This window comes from Streptomyces sp. NBC_01408, from assembly GCF_026340255.1.
Taxonomy (GTDB): Bacteria; Actinomycetota; Actinomycetes; order Streptomycetales; family Streptomycetaceae; genus Streptomyces.
Genome location: NZ_JAPEPJ010000002.1, coordinates 629,970 through 650,260, shown reverse-complemented (window position 1 = coordinate 650,260; position 20,291 = coordinate 629,970). Strand labels below are relative to the sequence as shown.

Below are 20,291 nucleotides of genomic sequence, written 5' to 3'. Positions count from 1 at the left end.
CGCGGATCCTAGACTTCCGGGTGGGACAGGGGAGGGCACGTCAGGTCGGCCAGGCGGGTGATGCTGTCTCCGTTGCGGCATCCGGATGACAGGCCGTGGCCCGATGTGGGCGATGTCTGCGATCGGCCGACTGTCGCTCGAGCCGCGGCAGGCCCGGCGAGCAATGGCATGTTCAGGGCAGTCGGCCCGTCGTTGAGCGTGAGGGCTTCTTCGTGCGGCTCAGCCGCCCCTTTCCATCGACCAGCGGAGCTCGATCTCAAGCCATTGGCTCTCGTGATGCCATGCGTCGAAGGCGGTCACCAGCTGGCGGCTCAGGGCGGCGGTCGTCAGCGAGCGCCACTGGCAGCCGGCAAGAAAGCCGACGAGTACGTCGATCCGCTCGTCAAGGCGGGTCACCGGAGCCGCGTCGGCCACCCCGTGTCCGTCGATCGCGGCGAGCGCGCGACGGCTGACCATCTCGGGAGTGAGCCCCCGCCACGCGAACGGGCCCAGTGCTTCGCTCACGGCACGCACGCGGGCATCGCCCGGGGAAGACAGTCGCACCATCGAATGGCCCTCCGTACAGATCCGGGGACACCCCCCGGTCGACCGATACGACACCCGGCGGCCCGGACCCCGCGCCGCGCGGAGCGGTATTTCGGGCATATCGTACGCATGGGGTGAGGGTCGAGCCGGTCGTTGTGTCTGGGCTCACAGACCGGGGCCCGTGCGGGTGCTCGCACCTCCCGCGAGGGGGGCTCGGTCGGTGTGTTGTCGGTGATCGCGGGGGCGGAGCCGCAGGCTCCGGCGTCAGCTCCCGACGCGGATGCGGATCGTCCGCAGGGCGCGACGATTCATGAGCCCGATGAGTGGGCTGCTGATCCACAACAGCGGGGTGGCCAGGCGGTGTGGCTCGATGGCCATCGTCCAGGTGAGACGTGAGCCCGAGGGGGTGGGCTCGATGATCCAGTCCTCCGCCGCCCGGCGCAGGCCGGGGAGGGACGCCTCGAAGACGCTGAATGTAAACCGGTGCCCCTCGCCCCAGCGGAAGAAGCGCTCACGGGCGGTGAACATTCCCAGCAGCGTCACTTCTCGCACAGTCCCGACGCCGAACGGGTGTGGCGAAACCCAGCGGAGGCCGGTGAACACGCGAACCCAGCGGACCAATGCATCACCGGCAAGAACTTCCCAGAGTCGCTCGACCGAAACCGTGGTCTCAATCGAATGCACGTAACAAAAGGGCGCGGACTTGAGGAACGCGTCCCCACTCGGCGTGAGTGAATGCCAATGCCGGACCATGAATACCATTCTGCCCTGCCCTCGTAAGGGCCGCGGCACAACCTGCGACGTGTTCGTCGACGGGGCGACGGGGCCCTTGTCACCTGCAGCGCACCGGACGAACGCCGACTGTCCCAGTGGCAGCCAGTCTGTCGAGAATCTAAGGTGAAAAGGGTGCGGTATGCCAACCACTCCGGCAACTGGATTGCGCTCGGCGTCAAACCGGCGCGAGATGCCGTGCGCTGAGACATCGGCCGCAACGCCGTAACTGCCGATTGAGCAAATCGGCTCGCGGAGCCGACCGCATCGCAGCACTTCTTCAGTCGAGTACGTCGTCGCAGGCACCCAAGAGCACCCTTGCGGCCGCCGGGTGGGGCATTGCGGCAACAGCCCGGGGCTCACCGGCACGGTCGGCGAAGGCGTCGGCCGTGATTCGTTTCGCAAGGTCCACCCGCTCGGGCCGCCCGACGGTTCGGCGGGAGGGAGGACAGCCGCGATGCCAGTGAACGCGTACAAGCCGGGGAGCGCCTTCCCCGGAGTGATCGGGCGGACCACGGATGCGTCCAGTCCCGCATGGCCCGAGCCGACACGCACGGTGCCGGGATCTCCCAACGTGCTGATGATCGTGCTCGACGACACGGGCTACGGGCAGTTCGGCTGCTACGGCAGTCCGCTGCAGACACCCCGTATCGACTCTCTGGCCGCGGGCGGTCTGCTCTACAACAACATGCACACCACGGCCCTCTGCTCGCCGTCGCGTTCCTGCATCATCACCGGCCGCAACCATCACGCCAACGCCATGGCGGCGATCACCGAGATGGCCACCGGGTACCCGGGCTACAACGGCAACATCCCGTTCGAGAACGGGTTCCTGTCCGAGATGCTGCTGGAGCACGGCTACAACACGTACATGCTCGGCAAGTGGCACCTGATGCCCTCGGAGCAGGAGTCCCCCGCCGGCCCGTACGCCCGCTGGCCGCTGGGCCGCGGCTACGAGCGGTTCTACGGCTTCCTCGGCGGCGATACCAACCAGTGGTATCCCGAACTCGTGTACGACAACCACCAGGTCGAGCCCCCCGCCTCACCAGAGCAGGGATACCACTTCACGGCGGACCTGGCGGACAAGGCGATTCTCTTCATCTCCGATGCCAAGCAGGTCGCCCCCGACAAGCCGTTCTTCCTCAACTTCTCCACCGGAGCAACCCACGCACCGCACCATGTGCCGCGTGAGTGGGCGGACCGCTACCGGGGGCAGTTCGACGACGGCTGGGACGCCTACCGCGAAGTGACGTTCGCGAATCAGAAGAGACTGGGCATCGTCCCTCCCGGCACCGAGCTGTCCCGCCACGACCCGGACGTCCCGGACTGGGAGTCCCTGAACCCGGACGCCCGGCACCTCGCCGCACGCATGATGGAGGTCTACGCCGGATTCCTCTCCCACACGGACGACCAGATCGGGCGGCTCCTGGACTTCCTCCAGGAGACCGGCGAGCTCGACAACACGCTGATCATGGTTGTCTCCGACAACGGAGCCAGCGCGGAGGGCGGGGTCACCGGGACCACGAACGAGGCGCAGTTCTTCAACAACGCCCCCGAGCCGATCGAGGACAGTCTGCGGGCCATCGACGAACTCGGCGGCCCGACCACGTTCAACCACTACCCCTGGGGCTGGACATGGGCGGGCAACACCCCGTTCCGGCGCTGGAAGAGGGAGACCTACCGCGGAGGCGCCAGCGACCCGTTCCTCGTGCACTGGCCGCGTGGTATCACGGCGAGAGGAGAGGTGCGCACCCAGTACGCACACCTCGTGGACATTGTCCCCACCGTCCTGGACGTCCTCGGCATCGAGCCGCCCGACACCATCAAGGGCGTCACCCAGTCCCCCCTGCACGGCGTCAGCTTCGCCCACACCTTCGACAAGCCGAACGCGAAGACCCGCCACCACACCCAGTACTTCGAGATGCTCGGACACCGCGCCATCGACCACAACGGCTGGCGCGCCGTGTGCCCCTGGCCCGGACCCTCCTTCACCGAGGCTGACCAGCCCTTCGGCACACCCATCACCTCCGAGACGCTCGCCGGACTCGACGCCAACTCCTGGGAGCTCTACCACGTAGACGAGGACTTCGCGGAGACCCGTGACGTTGCCGCAGAGCACCGCGACAAGGTCATCGAAATGGTGTCCCTGTGGTACGTGGAGGCCGGCAAGTACGGCGTGCTCCCGATCGACGGCAGCGTCCTGGCACGGATGAGCGTGGAACGTCCGCAGATCACCACAGCCCGGACCAGCTATACCTTCCGGCCCGGCACCCAGACCCTGCCGACCTCCGTCGCCCCACGCGTCCTCAACCGCCCGCACAGCGTCACCGCCGACGTGGAGATCCCCGCCGATGGCGCCGAAGGCGTACTGATGAGCCAGGGTTCAGGTGCGGGCGGCTGGAGCCTCTACATCAAGGACGGCAAGCTGACGTACGTCCACAACTACGTCTCGCGAGCCATCTACACCGTGTCCTCGCCCGACCCGGTGCCCACGGGCCGGCACGAGCTGCGCTTCGAATTCGAACCGACGGGCAAACCCGACCTGGCCGCCGGCAAAGGCATGCCCGGGCGCGCCCAGCTCTACATCGACCGCACCCTGGTGGCAGAAACCGATGTCGCGGTGACCACCCCCATCGTCTTCAACCCCGGCGGCCTGACCTGCGGCGCCAACCCCGGCCAACCGGTCACGCCCGATTACCAGGCACCGTTCCGGTTCACCGGCACACTCCACACCGTGACCGTCGACGTGTCGGGCGAGCTCATAACCGACGCGGACAGCGAGATGCGCATGCACATGGCCAGGCAGTGACACGGTACTTCCGCGTCCGTGATGGGTCATGAGCCTCCCGGCACCCGCGCGAACTCGTTGAGCGCGCGCCTGCTGCCCTGCCGGACAGGTCAGCAATCAGTCGGCATGAGCCCCTGGGGCTGCTCGCGGAAGCACACCCGCTGGCGGTCGCGCATGTTGCTGGCGCAGGGGGCTTGTCGGTGCGTCGTGACGGCCTCTGTCACGTGGAGCCCGACGTCGTTGAGGCCGCGCCCGGCCGTCCTCGCCAGCGACACGGGTGCAGTCATCCACCGGATGGCGAGGGTGCAGAGTAGGGCGGCGGCAGCTTCGTCTCCTTCGTTCAGGCGAAGCGATCGCTATTTCGGCAGCAGTTCGATCTCAGGGTTCCTAGCGTCGGCAGGAGTGTTTCGCTGGGCGAGAGGACTCGAACGTGACGGACCCTGCCGTAGGTGTGCGCCCAGCAGCTGTAGCGCGTCGGCTTCCCGGCCGGGCCAAGCGGCGCACGGACGTCCTGCGCGAGTACGAGGAATTCAATTCCGATTGCTGTCTTGGAGTGCCGACTGCACCGGGCCGAGGCAGAGGCTGAACGGCTACGAGCGCAGCTGGCCGCGCACGACGAGGGACAGGACGCCTGACAGAAGGCCCCGTGACCTGCCAGCAGTCGTCTGGATCGGAGCCCTTCCGCTCCCATTACACCCCAGCGACGATGGATGGGTGTCGCGCCCGAGTGCACCTGGGCGCGACACCAGCAGGCCTCCCTGGGCAGGGTCAGGGCAGTACGCGCGTCGCGAGTACGGAGCCGTTCTGATGGATGGAGACCAGGCCGTCCCACTTCGAGTCCCAGCCGAGGAGCGGCCACGTCTTCCGACGGGTGTGGACCTCGGCGTCGGCATGCTGCGGGCCGAGCCGGGTGCGGTGTTCGGTCCAGGGCACGCACCTGCGTGCTGGTGAGCATGTAGCGCAGCGCAGGGCGTTCGACGGAGTCGGGGCCGAACGCAACAGTGGCTGTGGCGGTGCCGAGCATGCCCCGCTGTCCGTTATCGTACGGCGCCCACAAGACGGTGTCCGGGATCAGCACGCGCCCGGCGTCGACGTCTGCCCCAAGCGAGGCCGCCGGCCCCACGCGTACACGCAGCGGAGCTTCAGGGCATCGGCACGGGTGTCAGGTCGGCGACGGCGCGCTCCCACTGGGTGTGCAGGGTGTCTAGACCCGGCAGGGCCGCGTCGGTGACGAAAGCAACCGAAGTGCGACCCTGATAGCTGAGCATCAGCACGTTGGCGGGGAAGCCCATGGGCAGCGCGGTGAACGGGTCGATGGCGCAAACAGGGTCCCCGAACAGGCTGAGCAGGCGACGCACCACGACACATGAGGTCAAAACTGCAGCTCTCTTCGGGCTGTTGAACCAGCGGACCGCGGCCCACTCAAGGGTTTTGGAACCGCCGCGGGTGATGTGCCGCAATGCCGCCCAGTGGGCGGGATGCTTGAGGTGGTCGGTGGCCTCGACGACGGCGCGCACCAGATCGCTGCCGGTCCCGGCTGAGGGCAGCAGGATGCCTGCGGGTGCGACGAAGTTGCCGGGCAGATCGGTTTCGTGGGTGTCGCGGACGTTGACGGCGATGTGCACGGGGACGCCGGACGGGCATGGGACCGTGCCGTGGTGTGACAGCCACTGGTGGAGCGGGCGGGCGAGAGCAGCGAGGAACGCGTCGTGTCGTGTGCCGCCATGGGGGCGTGCGATGGCCGTCAGGCGGTTTGAGGGCATCTCCGCCCAGTGGTGGCACCTTTCCCGCGAATAGGTGAAGCCGAGCCGTGGCCAGGGCCCCGACGACTTCGCCGCGCGTGTCAGGTCCGCTGCGGCGTGAGCCAGCTGACGAAGGCTCGGCGCCGTCCGCTTGAGCCGGGTGCGCGGGATACTGCGGGCCCGCTCGCCGGCTGCCGGGGCGCCTCCGAAGAAGATCTCCGCTGTCCGCAGGGCGCCCCCGCCGTCCTGCAGGCCGTGCCCGACCCGGTAGAAGAGCGCGTACCGCTCCGGGGCGTACCCGTGGAGGAGAGTGAAGTCCCAGGCAGGTGTTCCGTGAGCGAAGGGCTCGCGGTTGACCTCGCTCGCCGCCTCCCGTGGCGACGTCCCTGGTGCCAGCACTCGCTCCCGGACCTGGTGGTTGAAGGAGGGGGGCAACGCAGCCCAGCGGTGACGCCGTCCATCGGAGTCGATGGTCAGTCCCCAGGCCGGAATGGCTGTTGCCCGTTCCGCGACATGGTCGCGCAGCCGCTCCAGGGAGGGGGGCGTCCCGGTGAGGTGGAAGAGAGCCCCAAACCGAATGTCGAGGTCGGAGTGGAGCATCGTATCGATGGTGTGGGGGCGCATAGCCGACCTTGTCGTCGCGTAGTGGTCATAGGGCGTGCCATCGCCGTACAGCGTGACGGGAGCGATCCGGTCTCAGCCCGGGCGGCGGCGCCGGCGCATACCGTGGTCGGCCGAAGCGGGTGCCGGCTGCCGCTTCCCGCCCCCTGGAGCCGGGAAATGCGCTTGTGTCCGCTTCCCGGGTGTGGCGCGCGGGGGAAGCTCCGAGCGGAGTAGGAGGCCAACCCTCAGCCCGGTCGCGTCCGGCGCTCGGTGTGCTCACCAGGTGACCGGGAGCCTCTCGACGCGCCGGATATGCGGGTCAGCACGCCAGGGCAAGTCGGCCTTGGGCACCGCCAGCCTGAGCCTCGGAAACCTGTCCGTCAGGAGCGCGAGTGCAGTTTGCACCTGAAGCCTGACCAACGGCGCGCCGATGCATTGGTGCGGGCCGAAGCCGAAGCTCAGGTGGGCGTTGTCAGTTCGCTCAATGTCGAAGACATCAGGATCGGCGAAGACGCTCCGGTCGCGGTTGCCGGAGGCGAGTGCGGCCAGGACCGGCTCACCCTGCCGGACGAGTGTGGCACCGATCTTGATGTCCTCGGTGGCGTATCGGGCGAAGGTCGCGTGGGAAGGGAAGGGGGCGTAACGCAGGATCTCTTCGGCGGCATTCGGAATGAGGTCCGGATTCTCACGGAGGGCGTCGAACTGGTCCGGGTTGCTCAGCAGGGCGTAGAGACCGTTTGAGAGTTGCGCTGAGGTGATGTCCGGGCCGGCGATGATGATTTGACCCAGATGTTCGATGAGTTCTTGGTCGGTGAGATCGGGCAACCGCCGCGTCGCTTTTTCCGATAGCTGTGCAATATCGGACCCGCCGCCCGAGCCGCGCCAGGCGGTGATGATCTTGACGATATATTCGAAAAGGTCAACGGATCTCGACTGAATGTCCTCAACGGCCAGCGTGATATTGGTGAATGCCTCGGACCAATGCAGGAAATCCGACCTGTCGCCGACAGGAATCCCAAGCAGATCGTAGACAACGTGGCTGGCGAAGGGTTTGACGAAATCGCCGACGAGGTCGCAGGGCGGACCCTGAGCCGCCATGACGTCGGTGAGGGAATGGGCGTGCGTGAACATGTCGTGCCGTAGTTCTTCGAGGCGCTGCGGGGTGAAAGCGAGCATCGCCGCAAGGAACTGCCGGTGCCTTGTGTGTTCCGGTGGGTCCATCCCCAGAGGGCCCGAACCCATCGGCGATGGACTGACGCGAGGCTCGTCCCGTCGTGACGCCTCGGCCCGGCTGAAGCGCGGGTCGGCGAGCACCGTCCGAATATCTTCATGGCGAGTCGCGAGCCAGGACGGGTCACCGTAGGGAGGCTGAACCGGAGTCAGGGCTTCGCTCCTCCGGCATTCCTCGTACTGCGGGTCGAGATCGAGGCGGACCGGCACGGCGAACGGGTAGGAGAGGCGATGCCCGTGGGGACTTGTCATAGAACCTAATGTGCACTTGCCCGGGATGCCACAAACCACTCTGGAGAGGGATTTCTGCCCACGGCACTTGACATCCGTCGGGAAGCGACTGCAGCCATATTTTCAGACTATGCCTTCCGGAGTTCAGGCCGGTCCGCGCCATGCGTTCGGGTGATCGTTCTTTCGCGCCGGTGTCGCGGTAGATGTCAGCGCGTTGGGTTCTCTGGACCGCGAACTGCGCGGTTTTCTGGGCGGAGGGCAGCACGTCTTGGTTGAGGTCCACATGGAGGCAGCGCGGGTGTGGCTGACGGATTATCTCTGCGGCACTGATCCCAGGGTCGGCCGGCCGGGGGCAGTGTGTCCATTCGTCGCCCCGGCGATTCGTGCGGACACGCTGCGGCTGGAGTTATGGCCGGTGAGCCCGCGGATCAGCGTGACGGGGATGATGTCTCTGGTCAACAACATGGTTTCGGTTTTCGAGGGCGCTCAATGGGCGAGCCGGAACCGAATGCTGCACACCTTGGTCGTGGTGCTGGATGGTCTGCCCTTGGACAAACTGACTCTTACCGACGAGGCACATCGGCAGGTGAAGCCAGAGTTGGTGGCCCGGGGGCTGATGCTGGGGCAGTTCCACCCACGGTGTGATGAAAGAGCAGCTCGGAATCCGTCTTTCCGGGTTTCGAGGTCGCCTGTGCCGATGTTGGCGTTGCGGCAAATGGCGGTTCACGATGTGCTCTTCCTGGACGGGGACAGCAGGTCCTTCACCGCATACGACCAGCGTTACGGCAAACGATATGACAGTGGCTCGGTCCCTGACCCGTTGTTCGTGAAGCACTTCGCTCGGGCGCGTGCCCGGTTTGGTGAGGGCGCGGCGGCGGCCTGTGCCTCGGGAGCAGGGACTGCCGTTGCAGGAGATACCACGGGGACGCTGGTGGCCGCCCACGCGCCGCCCACCGGCGACTGGTCTTCGGCCGGGCGCCGCCTGTACGGCCTTGATCGGACCGTCCCGCGGCTCGCGGCTCCACCCTCGCTGTGCCCCACGGACTCCAGGGGCGCGATGTGAGCACGAAGGATGCTTGCCCTCTCGGGGGCGCAGCCGACGGGCAGCGGATGCCCGGGGCCGTGGAAGATGAGCCGTACCTCGACTTTCCCGGCCCGAGCACTCCTTACATCGACTACCAAAGCATCGATGTTCTCCTGTCGTTGCAGCATCCCTTGTCCGAGGCGCCGGCCGAGCCGACGTTCTACGTCCTCGGCCAGGTGAAGGAGCTTCTCTTCAAGTTGCTCTACGGGGAGCTGTGCACTGTGCGGGCGCTGCTGGACGCTGACGATGTGGCGCAGGCTGTTTGGACGCTTCGCCGTGCACGGCGGGTGATCGAGTTGCTCACCCGCACGTGGGATGTACTGGGCACGTTGGCGCCGACGGAGTTCAATGCGTTCCGCGAGCAGCTCGGCCGGGCTTCGGGGTTCCAGTCGTACATGTACCGGATGCTCGAGTACGTCCTGGGCAACAAGAACGCTGCCATGGCCCGTCCACACCGTCGGGTGGCGCACGTGCACGTACAGGTCCAGGAAGCGCTGCAGGCGCCGAGTGTCTACGACGCGGCGCTGCACCTGCTGGCGCGCCGCGGGTCGGCCATCCCGGACGCCGTCCTGGTGAGGGATCTCAGCGCGCCCTACGAATCCCACCCGGCTGTGGAGCGTGCATGGGCCGATCAGTACGTGGCCGGCCCCGGTGACGACACGTTCGAGCTGGCGGAGGCCCTGATCGCCGTCGCCGAAGGCTTCAGCCGCTGGCGCTGCCTGCACCTGCTGACGGTGGAGCGGATCATCGGCACGAAGTCCGGAACGGGCGGAACCACAGGGGTGCAGTGGCTGCGCCGTGCCGCCGAGCACCGGATCTTCCCCGAGCTGTGGAGCGCCCGAGGACTGCTGTAACTGCTGTCGGGTGTGACTGAGTCCACCTTCTTGCCGACAGAGACAGAGTCCGGGCAGCCGATGCTGCCGGTGCTGCACCCATCGACCGAAGGATGGAAGTCATGACCGCATCACTCACCACCGACGTGCCGCAGCTGAGGCTTGAAGCGACCCACCAAGGCCGCACCCTCACCATCGAAACCGTCACCACTTCACCAGGTGAAGCACGCCAACGCAATGAGGTCGCTTTGCTGCGCCGCGAATTCGGGTTCCCACTACCGGCGCCCGATTGGGAGAGTGATGACGAGAATGGGCTGGTGTTGCTGTGCCGCACCGATGCCGCTGCGGTCGGCACGGTACGCGTCCTCAAACACCATAGGGGAGTTGATGGCGGGTGCCCCTATCTGACGGCGGAGCTCCGCGCAGTGCTGCCGTCAGATCCTGCGGGCTTCGCCCTTGTGGAACGCCTTGTCATCCGCCCCGAAGCGCGCTCGTTGGAACTCGTCGCCCTGCTCATGTATGCGGCCTACACCTGGCCTTCCGCAATGTGGGATGTCGCTGAATTCGCAGCGATCACCAGTCCCAAGCTGGTTCGCCTGTTTGGATGGCTAGGCATGCGACCGCTGTCCGAGCCCATGGTTCTGCCCGGATCCGACGGTCTGGGCCTGCTCGTCGGCGGCCGCCTGGACGAAGCGGCAACCCGCACAGAAGCCCTGTTCACGACCGGCGGGTGGCGCCTGTCCGCCGACACCGAAGTCTCTGCCGCTCTTGCCTAGGAGATCATCGCGGGTCTGTGCGACGCCGTCTTGTCGCATCGGTACGGAAACGATCGGGACACGGCCCGAAGGCGCCGCGCTCGTCGCCTGCGCGGCGCCATTCTCCGCCCCGGATTCAGATCAGTGTCAGGTGTCGCATGTCATCGATGTACTTCTGGATCAGGGGCCGGGTGATGCGCGGGATCTCGCCGTGCGCGTCGAGCTCCACCTCCCTCATCGCGGAACGGAACCGCGAGGCCGGCACGCCGGCGACGTTGGTGAGGTCCAGCGATTCAGCGAGTCCGTCGATCAGCGGAAGCAGCGAGTGGCGGCGCTGGTTTTCCGGCAGGGTCGTCAGCGCGCCGGTGAGCCGGGCGAGCCACCGGGCGCGGCTGTTGATCCGGGTGAGCTCGAACCCGGCTTCGCCGAGCGCGTCGACGAGATCGTTCAGCACGATTCCACCGTCTCGGGGGCTGAGCATGTTGTACGTGCGATATCCGTCGGAGGCCTGCATGCCGATCGCCGCGACAGCCTGGGCGACGGAGTCGACGGGAAGCCCGTCGAGCTGGTCACGCTCGTTGCGCCCGTCGCGTAGCGAGCCCGGGGCGAGGCCGGTGGTGATCAGGCTGAACAGGAATCGCGTGAACAGGTCCGCGACGTTCAGTTGGCCAGCGTATCTGGTGTGCGCCATGACCAGGCCGGGCCGGAAGACCGTGACCGGCACTCCGAATTCCGCGTGGCAGTTGCGCAGGAGCACCTCGCTGGCCCATTTGCTGGCCGTGTATCCGTGGGCGTATCCGGATTGGAGGAGGCGTTCCGGGCTCGCGGCCCGGATGTCGGCGTCCTCGTGCGCGGCTTCGCCCAGTCCGGAGGTGACGGCGAGCGTGGAGAGGTAGGTGAGGGGTTTGATCCTTGCTGTGAGCGCCAGCCTGATCAGCTCGGCGGTGCCCAGGACGTTCGGGCCGAAGAGCTGCTCATAGGTCATCAAGTGGTTGACTTGTGCGGCTTGGTGAACGATCAGGTCGATCGTGTCGGCCAGCCCGTGCCAGGTCTCTTGGTCGAGGCCGAGGTACGGTTCGGCGACGTCGCCGGCCAGCACTTCGAGGTGTTCCCCGGCCAGGTCTGCGAACCGGCGCTTGAGTTCGGGATCGCCACTGTCGAACGCGTCGACCAGTCGGCGTCGGGCTGCCTGGTGGTTTTCCCCGCGCACCACGCAGACCAGCTTGCCCCCGTGCTCGGCTGAGCGCGTGAGCCATTCCAGGCACAGGAACCGGCCGAGGTAGCCGTTCGCGCCTGTGAGCAGGACCGTATGGGCCGGCTTGTCCGGCCTGGGCAGTGTGCGCGCCGCGGCGAGCGTGCCTGGTTCGATGAACTTCTCAAGGGCCAGGTCGCCGCTGCGGAGCCGTGTGCGACCGATGCCGTGCACCAGCCCTGCCGTGGGCCGGCGTGTACTCAGGCGCAGCGCCTTGTCGATGTAGTTGGCGATATGGCGCAAGGTGGCGGCCGGGCTCGAAACCGTGCTCGCCGTGACCTCGACGCCGAAGGCCTTCGACAGCCGATCGGCGAAGCGCACGGCGGACAGCGAATCGCCGCCGAGGTCAGTGAAGTGCGCTTCGGCTGGCAGGGGGTCGGTGGTGCCGAGTACCGCTGCCGCTGTGCTCAGCACGGCCTCCACCGTGGGTTTGCCGCGGCGGCTTGTGAGAAGGGCAGGCTCCTCGGCTTTTTCGGCAAGATCGGCGTACAGCTGCTCCAGCCGCTCGCGGTAGCGTTCGACGAGCCGGGGGCGCAGCGGTTTTCCCGTGTCGGAGAGCAGGCCGTTGGCGGTGCTGAAGGGCTCGGGCTCGACCAGGATGCTCCGCGGGATCTCGGCGGGTCTCAGGCCGCGGTCCCTGGCTTCCAGCCGCATCGACACGGCGAGGCGGGAGCGCAGCTCGTCGGGGTCGTGGGCGGCCAGCGCCGTCTCGGTCGGCACGACCACTGCCAGCAGGTAGGCGCGCTCGCTGTCGCCGTAGAGGAAGATCTGCCGGACCAGCGGGCCTGTCGCAAACAGTGCTTCGAGGTGGGATACGGCGACGAATTCGCCGTCCGACAGTTTCAAGGTGCTGGTTCGCCGCTCGAGGTACACCAAGCGGTCCGGGGCGGTTTCGGCCATGATGTCGCCCGTACGGTAGTAGCCGCCCGCGTCGAAGGTATCCGCGGTGGCGCCGGGCTGCCGGTAGTACCCGGCGAACAGGGTCTGCGACTTGACTGCGAGTTCCCCGCGCGGGTGCGGCGCGTCCGTGCTGAAGTAACCCAGCTCCGGGACGTCGATGAGCCTGTAGTCGATGACAGGCGGGCGGGTCACGACATCGTCGATCATGATCATGCCGGTCTCCGTTGCACCGAACACGCTGTGCAGCGGCAGGCCGAGGACGGACTGCATGAATTCCGCCAGCGCGCCCTGTAGCGGCGCCGATCCCGTGGTTGCCGCGACGAGCCGGCCTCCGATCAAGCCGTCCCGCAGGTGTGCGCGTACCTCGGCCTCGATTGCGGCCCGCGGCCTCGCGTCGGCTCCGGCATCGTGTGCGTGTGCTTGTGCGGACAACCGGCGCTCGAGCTCAGTCTGATAGTGCTGGAACAGGCTTTCGCAGAGCCGCGGCACGAGCAGCATCTCGGTGGGGCGTACAGCAGCGAGATCCTCGAACAGTGTGGACAAGTCGCTGGCCGCGGTGAAGTACACCGTGCCGCCGCTGCCGAGCGCTCCGTTGACCACCAGGCGGCCGGCGGCGTGGCTCATGGGGAGATAGGTCAGCGTGATTGCAGGATGCTCGGCGGTGTGCTGAAAGATCGAGCGCCAGAAGGCGGCGACCAGCCGGTCGGGGTACATGGCCCCCTTCGGCGTGTCGGTGCTGCCGGAGGTGTAGAGCAGCAGCGCCAGCCGGTCGCTCGCCGCGTCGGCGCCGCACGGGGCGGCTGGCAGCGAGTTCCCAGCTGCGATGAGGTCGGCCAGCGAGTGCACCCCGATGCCGCTGCTCGCGAGGCGCTCCTGTGCCGCACGGAACGCCTCGGCTTGATCGTCCGCCAGCGGCTCGTAGTCGAACACCAGGACGCAGCGCACCGACCGGCTTTCCAACGCGCATGCTGTGGCGGTGGCCAGCATCTCGATGCTGCTGGCCAACACCTTCGGCTTGGCTTCGGCGATGACCGGGCGTAGTTGGCCGGAGGTCGCGCTGATCTGCAGCGGCAAGGCCACCGCGCCCAGGCGCACGCATGCCAGGTCGAGCGTGGTGTAGTCGGCGCTGGTGAAACCGCACAGTGCGACGACGTCGCCGGCCCGCACCGCGCAGTCGTCCCGGTGGTGCAGCGCTGCGGCAGTCGCCTCCGCCCGGCACCAGGTCTCGCGATACGTGATCGTTTCGAACCGGGGCAGCAGGCGCCGTGCGCGGCGGCCGGTGGCCGGATCTGTGACCAGTTCGCTGGCGCGCTGACCGAGCGCTGGTCGATCGGCATAGCCGGCCATGACGGCTTGGACGACGCGCAGGAGCGGCAGCTCGGGGTCGCCGATGCGCTGGGAGATTTCGGGGTCGGGTTCGGCCGCCCGGACCTGCTGGTCCACCGTGATCAGCTGGGCGATGCGGTGCCCCTCGCATGTGGTCAGCTCATAGGAGTCGGCGGATGATTTGCCCGTGTGTGCCGTAGGCCGCGTCCTGCTCAAGGCGCCAATCGTCCCCTCATCTGGGTCGCCGACGTGGTTCGATGCCCGGGCTCAGGTGCACCCGGGTATCGCGTGCCGCCGTCGGCCGTCATGTGCTGCGGCGTGGTGGTGTCGGTGCGGCGGCCGACGGTGCGGGTTGCCTGCGGCTCGATGTGAAGTGCCGGCAACTGCAACGTGCGGATCTCAAGGAACTCCCGCGGCGCCTTCGCCGCAGCCATCAGACGGCCGACGACGAGCGCTCCTGGACCATCGGAGCCGGGGAGCAGGCCCGGTTCGGGCATGCTGACGGGAACGCGGCGGCGCGGCCGGGCGATCGGGTTGCGCGTGTCTGCCAACTGCGTGGATCCGCTTACGCTTTCGACTTCGAGCGGGGGCTCGCCTCTGACCACCGTCATGCTCAATGCCACTGTTCTCCTCGTGAGTGCCGGTGCGCGGGCGTCGGTCCTGCTGGCCACAGCAGAAAGCGTGCGCTCCACAGTTCTGGAAAGCGCCGGTCGACGCTGCGGTGCAGCCAGGACGCTCCCGACCATTCCGCGCGTGCAGGGCTTGGCGCTATGAGGCGGCGATAAGCCGTCACCCACACAGCCCATCAGATGGCCGCGCCCGCCTTCTGCATTACGCCGAACGAGGGCGTGTCCCGCGCCCGGGTCGCACCGACGCGCACCTGCCGCGCCCTGCCACCGCCCGGTGATCTGCAGAGCAAAATACAATTACCGTCCAATTGGCCCATGTGGGTGAATTGCAATTCCCGCTGAGAATCAGTGCCATACGCTGTGCAAAAGACTTTCAGTCAGACCCCGACACACCCGTCAACTGACGGGTAAGGAGCCACTGATGCCACGGACAGCGGGCACAGCTGCACGCGCCAGTGAATCGTGCTGCCAGCACCCGGCAGGGTCATCGCCCATGGCGCCGATGGACGCTTGGCTCTACGCGCAGCACTCCAGCGGCGCCGCATGTACAACCGTAACGGGCGTGGCCTGGTTCGAGGGCCCGGCGCCCGCCTTGTCGGACTTACGGGCCCGCGCACTTGAACGCCTGCAGCCCCTCGGGCGCCTGCGGTCTATTCCGTACGTGCCCGCAGGCCCGACGTCCCCCGGCCCATGGCCGCATTGGCGCGAGAGTCAGCGACTGGCGGTCGACCACCACGTTGTCGCCCGATCCGCACTCGAGCCGTCCGAGTTCAATGCAACGATCAGCCACCTGGCGACAGCGCCGTTCGACCCCGAGTACCCGCCGTGGCAGCTGTACCTGCTCCCGACCGCAGAGGGCTTCGCCCTCGTCCTACGCGCTCACCACGCATTGTTCGACGGCCTGTCGGCCATGAGTGTGATGTACGCGCTACTCGATCCTCCCCCAGATCAGCAGACGTCCAACGAGAACCAGTCGGCGCAGCCGCCGCCGTCATATGGCAGGAAGGCCGCGTGGGCGCTCGACGCCCTGGCACCCAAAGGGCGACCGCTGCCATGGCATCGTCCTTTGGGCTCGCAGCGCGACATCGCGTTCATTCAGATTCCCGGTGACGTGCTGGCTTCCGCACGCGTGCCACATGCGCAGGCTACGGGCCGCCCGAAGGCTTCGAACACGGCGGTGCTCCTCGCTGCGATCACAGGCGCACTCCAGGGCTCAGGCCTGATCGGACGGATCGGCGGGCCGCTCGGGGCGTGCGCGATGGTGCCGGTAGACGTACACACCGCGGGTCGGCCCAGACAACTCGGAAACTTCTACAGCGCCGTGCGACTGCCGCTGCCGAACCAGACAGATTCGCGCCTGCGGATCGAGGCACTCGATGAGCGGATCCGTGCGATGAACATCCGCGGCCGAGCCCGGGCATCGGCCGAGGCGGTCTCAGCAATGCCGCACCGTTTCACTGCGTTGAGCAGGGCAGCGACGCGGTATGTGAACTCTCCCTGGTACTACACGTTCAGTGCGACCAGCTTGCCCACCCCGGCCGGCGCCTACTCCCTCGGCCCAGCCCGCCACACCGCGGCGGCAGGCACTCAACCGCTCGGCCCCGGACACTCCATGGCGTTCACGATGGTGCATAACAGCGGTGGAGCCATCGTGTCCGCGATCACGGACCCCGACTACATCGCCGCCGAACCCCTCGCGGCCGCAGTCGCAGAACAGGTCCGGCTCCTGGCCGACTGAGACCCCACACTCCGTCACGGGCGGGCCACGTGTCCGCAAAAGAAGGCAACGCGCGATCAACTCCGCCGCGCAGCCATCCGCAGCAGCGGATCAGGTCGCTCTCTCCATACTGCGTGAGGTCTACTGACCAACCGACGCCGGACTCGCCCGAGGGCCTGGTGTGCCGCCTGACAGTCCGATCAATAGAGACAACGCGCGCCACCAGGTCATCCAGCGCAGGTCGAGCGGCCGGCAGGGCTCGCGAGCATTTCGAGAGGACCAGCCCCTGGGGTTTATTGCTGTTTGTCGAACCTCGCGCTTTCATGAAGCGGGCTGTCCGACGGGTGGTCAGGTAAGAGAAAGTGCCTCTGACCAGCAAGAATGAAGATTGTCGAGGTCCTTGTTCCTACCACCGTCGGAGGAACTTCACAGGTGAAGAAGCGCATCGGGTCCTATCCCCGCGTGCTCCGCCTGCGGCGTCTCCGGACCCCCGCGACCGGCAGGCCCGGGGGTGCTGATCCCGCGCCGTCGTCGAAGCAGAGGGCTCCGGGCACACAACGCCCCAAGGGCGGAAGGGGGTCAGGGCCGTCGCCTGGCAAGTCCGGCAAAGAACGTTCCTTCGAGTGATGATTCCTCTTCAACGCTCCGGGCTCCGCCAGGTCAATACACCGCTAGGTGGAACCCGCGCACGGGTTCGACTACCCGGTTGCCCCTGCGGTCGGCCCTACCCGGGCCCCCATGGCGGACCCCTGGCCTGGCCCTGACAGCGCTACTGGCGGCCTGAGCGCTGTCAGGGCGGCGGCTACCTCACCGGCTCCGGGTTCGCGTCCGTGTCCTCTGCGGGAGCCTCCTCCACCCGCGACCTTACGGATTCCAGGAGGAGTTGGGCGACGTCCACGACCTGGACGGACTCCTTCGCCTGGCCGTCGTTCTTCTTGCCGTTCACCGAGTCGGTCAGCATCACCAGGCAGAACGGGCACGCTGTCGAAACGATGTCCGGGTTGAGGGACAGCGCCTCCTCGACACGCTCGTTGTTGATGCGCTTGCCGATCCGCTCCTCCATCCACATCCGCGCGCCACCGGCGCCGCAGCAGAAGCCCCGCTCCTTGTGGCGGTGCATCTCCTGCTGGCGCAGCCCCGGCACGGCCGACATGATCTCGCGCGGCGGCGTGTAGACCTTGTTGTGGCGGCCCAGGTAGCACGGGTCGTGGTAGGTGATCAGGCCGTCGACCGGCGTGACCGGCGTCAGCCGGCCCTCGTCGATCAGGTGCTGGAGCAGCTGCGTGTGGTGGATGACCCCGTACTCGCCGCCCAGCTGCGGGTACTCGTTCGCGATGGTGTTGAAGCAGTGCGGGCAGGTGGAGACGATCCGCTTCGCCGTCTTCGGCTTCTTCGTCTCCGGGTCCTCGTCGTCCTCACCGAAGGCCATGTTCAGCATGGCCACGTTCTCCTGGGCGAGCTGCTGGAACAGCGGCTCGTTGCCCAGGCGGCGCGGGGAGTCGCCGGTGCACTTCTCGTCGCCGCCCATGATCGCGAACTTGACGCCCGCGATGTTCAGCAGCTCCGCGAAGGCCTTCGTGGTCTTCTTGGCCCGGTCCTCCAGGGCGCCCGCGCAGCCGACCCAGTACAGGTAGTCGAACTCCGAGAGGTCCTCCGCGTCCTTCCCGATGATCGGGACCTCGAAGTCGACCTCCTTCGTCCACTCCACGCGCTGCTTCTTGGCCAGGCCCCAGGGGTTGCCCTTCTTCTCCAGGTTCTTGAGCATCGTGCCCGCCTCCGACGGGAACGCGCTCTCGATCATCACCTGGTAGCGGCGCATGTCGACGATGTGGTCGATGTGCTCGATGTCGACCGGGCACTGCTCGACGCACGCGCCGCAGCTCGTGCAGGACCACAGCACGTCCGGGTCGATGACGCCGTTCTCCTCGGCGGTGCCGATCAGCGGGCGCTCGGCCTCGGCGAGGGCGGCGGCCGGGACGTCCTTGAGCTGCTCCGCCGTGGCCTTCTCGTTGCCCTCCATGTCCTTGCCGCCGCCGGCCAGCAGGTACGGGGCCTTGGCGTGCGCGTGGTCGCGCAGGGACATGATCAGGAGCTTCGGGGACAGCGGCTTGCCGGTGTTCCAGGCGGGGCACTGCGACTGGCAGCGGCCGCACTCCGTGCAGGTGGAGAAGTCGAGGATGCCCTTCCAGGAGAACTGCTCGACCTGGGAGACGCCGAAGACATCGTCCTCGCCCGGGTCCTCGAAGTCGATGACCTTGCCACCGCTGGTCATCGGCTGGAGCGCGCCCAGCGCGACCGCGCCGTCCGCGTTGCGCTTGAACCAGATGTTCGGGAAGGCCAGGAAACGGTGCCAGGCGACACCCATGTTGGTGTTGAGCGAGATCGTGATCATCCAGATAAAGGAGGCCGCGATCTTGACCATGGCGAAGAAGTAGACAAGGTTCGCCAGAGTGCCCGTGCTTAGCCCATCGAAGGCGAGCACCAAGGGGTACGAGGCGAAGTACGCGGCCTCGTAGCCCTCGACCTGGTGCAGCGCGCCCTCCAGGCCGCGCAGGACCATGATGCAGATGCCGATGGTGAGGATGACGTACTCGACGAAGTACGCCTGCCAGGCCTTCGAGCCCGTGAAGCGCGACTTGCGGCCGGCCCGCGAGGGCAGGTTCGCCAGGCGGATGACGATGAGAGTGAGGATACCCACGGTCATCATCGAGCCGAACACCTCGACCACCAGCTCCCACGGCAGGAAGCTGCCGATGATCGGGAGCAGCCAGTCGGCCTGGAAGAGCTGGCCGAAGGCGTTGGCGATGGTGAGGAGCAGGCTGAAGAAGCCGACAGCGACGAACCAGTGGGCGACGCCGACGACGCCCCAGTTGTTCATTCGGGTGTGGCCCAGGAACTCCCTGACCACGGTGACCGTCCGGGCGACAGGATCGTTGGTCCGCGATCCGCCCGGGACCGGCTGGCCGAGCAACACGAAGCGTAAGATCTGCGCGATGGCTCGGCCGAACAGTGCGACGCCGACCGTGGCGAGCACCAGCGACACAATGATCGCGGCGAGTTGCATGAGGGGCTCCTCGGGCCTGCGAGAGCGGGGCATTCGAGAACTACTCGGCGGTAACTATGTTGTTCTCGGCGGAGATTACCCAGGATCGAAGGCTTCATGAAGTCGCGCCATCGGTGATCTACGTCGCTGTGGCAACCCTGACTCCCGTACCGCCGGCACCCAGCTCGTGGTCCCTCTTCAGCGGGGAGGAGGCGCAGCGGCGACGAGGGCGCCGTGAACGAGCAGCTGCACGAGGTCCAGCAAGTGCGGGGCGGGCAGCGGGTGGTCGGGATTGCGGGAGCGGGCGAACAGCAGATCGAAGAAGGCCCGGGCTATCTGTGGCGCGGGCAGCCGCAGGGACTCCTCCTCGGGCGCCAGCAAAGCCGACAGGGAGGCGACGATGGAGTCGACGGCCTCGCGGACCTCCCGCATGCCCTCGGCGGAAGCGGCCGAACCGTGCCGAGCCCGGGCGTGTCCTGTCGTCTCCAGGTAAGCGACCACCGTGCCCATGCGTGTCAGGTAGGCCTCCAGTGCTTCGGCGGGACGCGAGGAGTCGCGCCACCACCGAGGCGTCCAACGGAATGTCGGCAAGGGCGCGCACGACATCGTCGGCGTGCGCGGCCTCGGCCATACAGGCGTCGAGTAACTCGCCTTTGTCGGTGAAGACGTGAAAGATCGTCGCCCCACTGATTCCGGCGGCGCGGGCGATCCTGCCGGTGGTCACAGCAAGGCCGTGTCCCGCGATCAGTGAGAGTGTGGATCGGACGATCATCCGGCGACGCAGTTCCGGGCTGATGCTGGGAGCCCGTCGCCGCTCAAGAGCCTGGCCGGTCATGCGTCGAGGTTACTGACGAGTCATCAC

General features: G+C 67.2%; 14 protein-coding genes and 1 pseudogene. 5 read left to right on the top strand and 10 right to left on the bottom strand.

Annotated elements, in window-relative coordinates; translation table 11 throughout:
• Positions 1-219: 219 nt before the first annotated feature.
• Together OG447_RS25225 and OG447_RS25220 are read right to left on the bottom strand one after the other, a co-directional pair.
• Positions 220-504 carry a hypothetical protein gene (locus OG447_RS25225; protein ID WP_266939513.1) on the bottom strand — a complete coding sequence of 95 codons (285 nt, stop codon included), beginning with the start codon at positions 502-504 and terminating at the stop codon, positions 220-222.
• Positions 505-789: 285 nt separating this feature from the next.
• On the bottom strand, positions 790-1,278 hold the full coding sequence (locus tag OG447_RS25220; protein ID WP_266939512.1) for an SRPBCC family protein: 489 nt from the start codon (positions 1,276-1,278) through the stop codon (positions 790-792).
• Positions 1,279-1,876: 598 nt separating this feature from the next.
• Here OG447_RS25220 and OG447_RS25215 point away from each other — a divergent pair.
• A complete protein-coding gene (locus OG447_RS25215) occupies positions 1,877-4,105 on the top strand; it encodes an arylsulfatase (RefSeq protein ID WP_266940140.1) in 2,229 nt (742 codons plus the stop codon).
• 747 nt (positions 4,106-4,852) lie between these two features.
• On the opposite strand, the gene OG447_RS25210 is transcribed toward OG447_RS25215, so the two are convergent.
• The 3 genes from OG447_RS25210 to OG447_RS25200 all read right to left on the bottom strand — a co-directional run bounded on the left by OG447_RS25210 (position 4,853) and on the right by OG447_RS25200 (position 7,911).
• The gene (locus OG447_RS25210) at positions 4,853-5,017 is read right to left on the bottom strand and encodes a hypothetical protein (RefSeq protein ID WP_266939511.1); all 165 of its coding nucleotides are present in this window, start codon (positions 5,015-5,017) and stop codon (positions 4,853-4,855) included.
• Between the two features lie 209 nt (positions 5,018-5,226).
• Positions 5,227-6,426, bottom strand: coding sequence for a wax ester/triacylglycerol synthase domain-containing protein (locus OG447_RS25205; RefSeq protein WP_266939510.1), 1,200 nt, complete (start codon positions 6,424-6,426; stop codon positions 5,227-5,229).
• 279 nt (positions 6,427-6,705) lie between these two features.
• A complete protein-coding gene (locus tag OG447_RS25200; RefSeq protein WP_266939509.1) occupies positions 6,706-7,911 on the bottom strand; it encodes a cytochrome P450 in 1,206 nt (401 codons plus the stop codon).
• A 193-nt stretch (positions 7,912-8,104) separates the two neighbouring features.
• On the opposite strand from OG447_RS25200, the gene OG447_RS25195 reads away from it, so the two are divergent.
• From OG447_RS25195 to OG447_RS25185, 3 genes are all read left to right on the top strand, one after another.
• Positions 8,105-8,953 carry a DUF6875 domain-containing protein gene (locus tag OG447_RS25195; protein WP_266939508.1) on the top strand — a complete coding sequence of 283 codons (849 nt, stop codon included), beginning with the start codon at positions 8,105-8,107 and terminating at the stop codon, positions 8,951-8,953.
• A 59-nt stretch (positions 8,954-9,012) separates the two neighbouring features.
• Positions 9,013-9,828 (top strand): tryptophan 2,3-dioxygenase, encoded by an 816-nt coding sequence (locus OG447_RS25190; protein WP_266939507.1) that lies wholly within the window; start codon positions 9,013-9,015, stop codon positions 9,826-9,828.
• Between the two features lie 101 nt (positions 9,829-9,929).
• On the top strand, positions 9,930-10,583 hold the full coding sequence (locus tag OG447_RS25185) for a hypothetical protein (RefSeq protein WP_266939506.1): 654 nt from the start codon (positions 9,930-9,932) through the stop codon (positions 10,581-10,583).
• A 115-nt stretch (positions 10,584-10,698) separates the two neighbouring features.
• Here the strand turns inward: OG447_RS25185 and car are convergent, their stop codons facing one another.
• Positions 10,699-14,256 (bottom strand): carboxylic acid reductase, encoded by a 3,558-nt coding sequence (gene car, locus OG447_RS25180; protein WP_266939505.1) that lies wholly within the window; start codon positions 14,254-14,256, stop codon positions 10,699-10,701.
• A complete protein-coding gene (locus tag OG447_RS25175; RefSeq protein ID WP_266939504.1) occupies positions 14,253-14,657 on the bottom strand; it encodes a hypothetical protein in 405 nt (134 codons plus the stop codon). Before OG447_RS25175 ends, car begins: the two co-directional genes overlap by 4 nt.
• Before the next feature lie 574 nt (positions 14,658-15,231).
• Between OG447_RS25175 and OG447_RS25170 the strand changes: the two genes are divergently transcribed.
• A complete protein-coding gene (locus tag OG447_RS25170; RefSeq protein WP_266939503.1) occupies positions 15,232-16,407 on the top strand; it encodes a wax ester/triacylglycerol synthase domain-containing protein in 1,176 nt (391 codons plus the stop codon).
• A gap of 781 nt (positions 16,408-17,188) precedes the next feature.
• Here the strand turns inward: OG447_RS25170 and OG447_RS25165 are convergent.
• From OG447_RS25165 to OG447_RS25155, 3 genes and pseudogenes are all read right to left on the bottom strand, one after another.
• Complete coding sequence (locus OG447_RS25165; protein ID WP_266939502.1) at positions 17,189-19,450, bottom strand: (Fe-S)-binding protein; 2,262 nt, start codon at positions 19,448-19,450, stop codon at positions 17,189-17,191.
• A gap of 177 nt (positions 19,451-19,627) precedes the next feature.
• A complete protein-coding gene (locus OG447_RS25160) occupies positions 19,628-20,020 on the bottom strand; it encodes a hypothetical protein (RefSeq protein WP_266940184.1) in 393 nt (130 codons plus the stop codon).
• Positions 20,021-20,120: 100 nt separating this feature from the next.
• Positions 20,121-20,201, bottom strand: a pseudogene (locus tag OG447_RS25155) (TetR family transcriptional regulator); the annotation flags it as partial.
• Positions 20,202-20,291 lie beyond the last annotated feature (90 nt).

Excerpts from the sequence above, each read along its gene's own strand:
- OG447_RS25185 (WP_266939506.1), top strand. The coding sequence starts at position 9,930 with ATGACCGCATCACTCACCACCGACGTGCCGCAGCTGAGGCTTGAAGCG.
- OG447_RS25165 (WP_266939502.1), bottom strand. The coding sequence starts at position 19,450 with ATGCAACTCGCCGCGATCATTGTGTCGCTGGTGCTCGCCACGGTCGGC.
- OG447_RS25220 (WP_266939512.1), bottom strand. The coding sequence starts at position 1,278 with ATGGTCCGGCATTGGCATTCACTCACGCCGAGTGGGGACGCGTTCCTC.
- OG447_RS25215 (WP_266940140.1), top strand. The coding sequence starts at position 1,877 with ATGATCGTGCTCGACGACACGGGCTACGGGCAGTTCGGCTGCTACGGC.
- OG447_RS25205 (WP_266939510.1), bottom strand. The coding sequence starts at position 6,426 with ATGCTCCACTCCGACCTCGACATTCGGTTTGGGGCTCTCTTCCACCTC.
- OG447_RS25200 (WP_266939509.1), bottom strand. The coding sequence starts at position 7,911 with ATGACAAGTCCCCACGGGCATCGCCTCTCCTACCCGTTCGCCGTGCCG.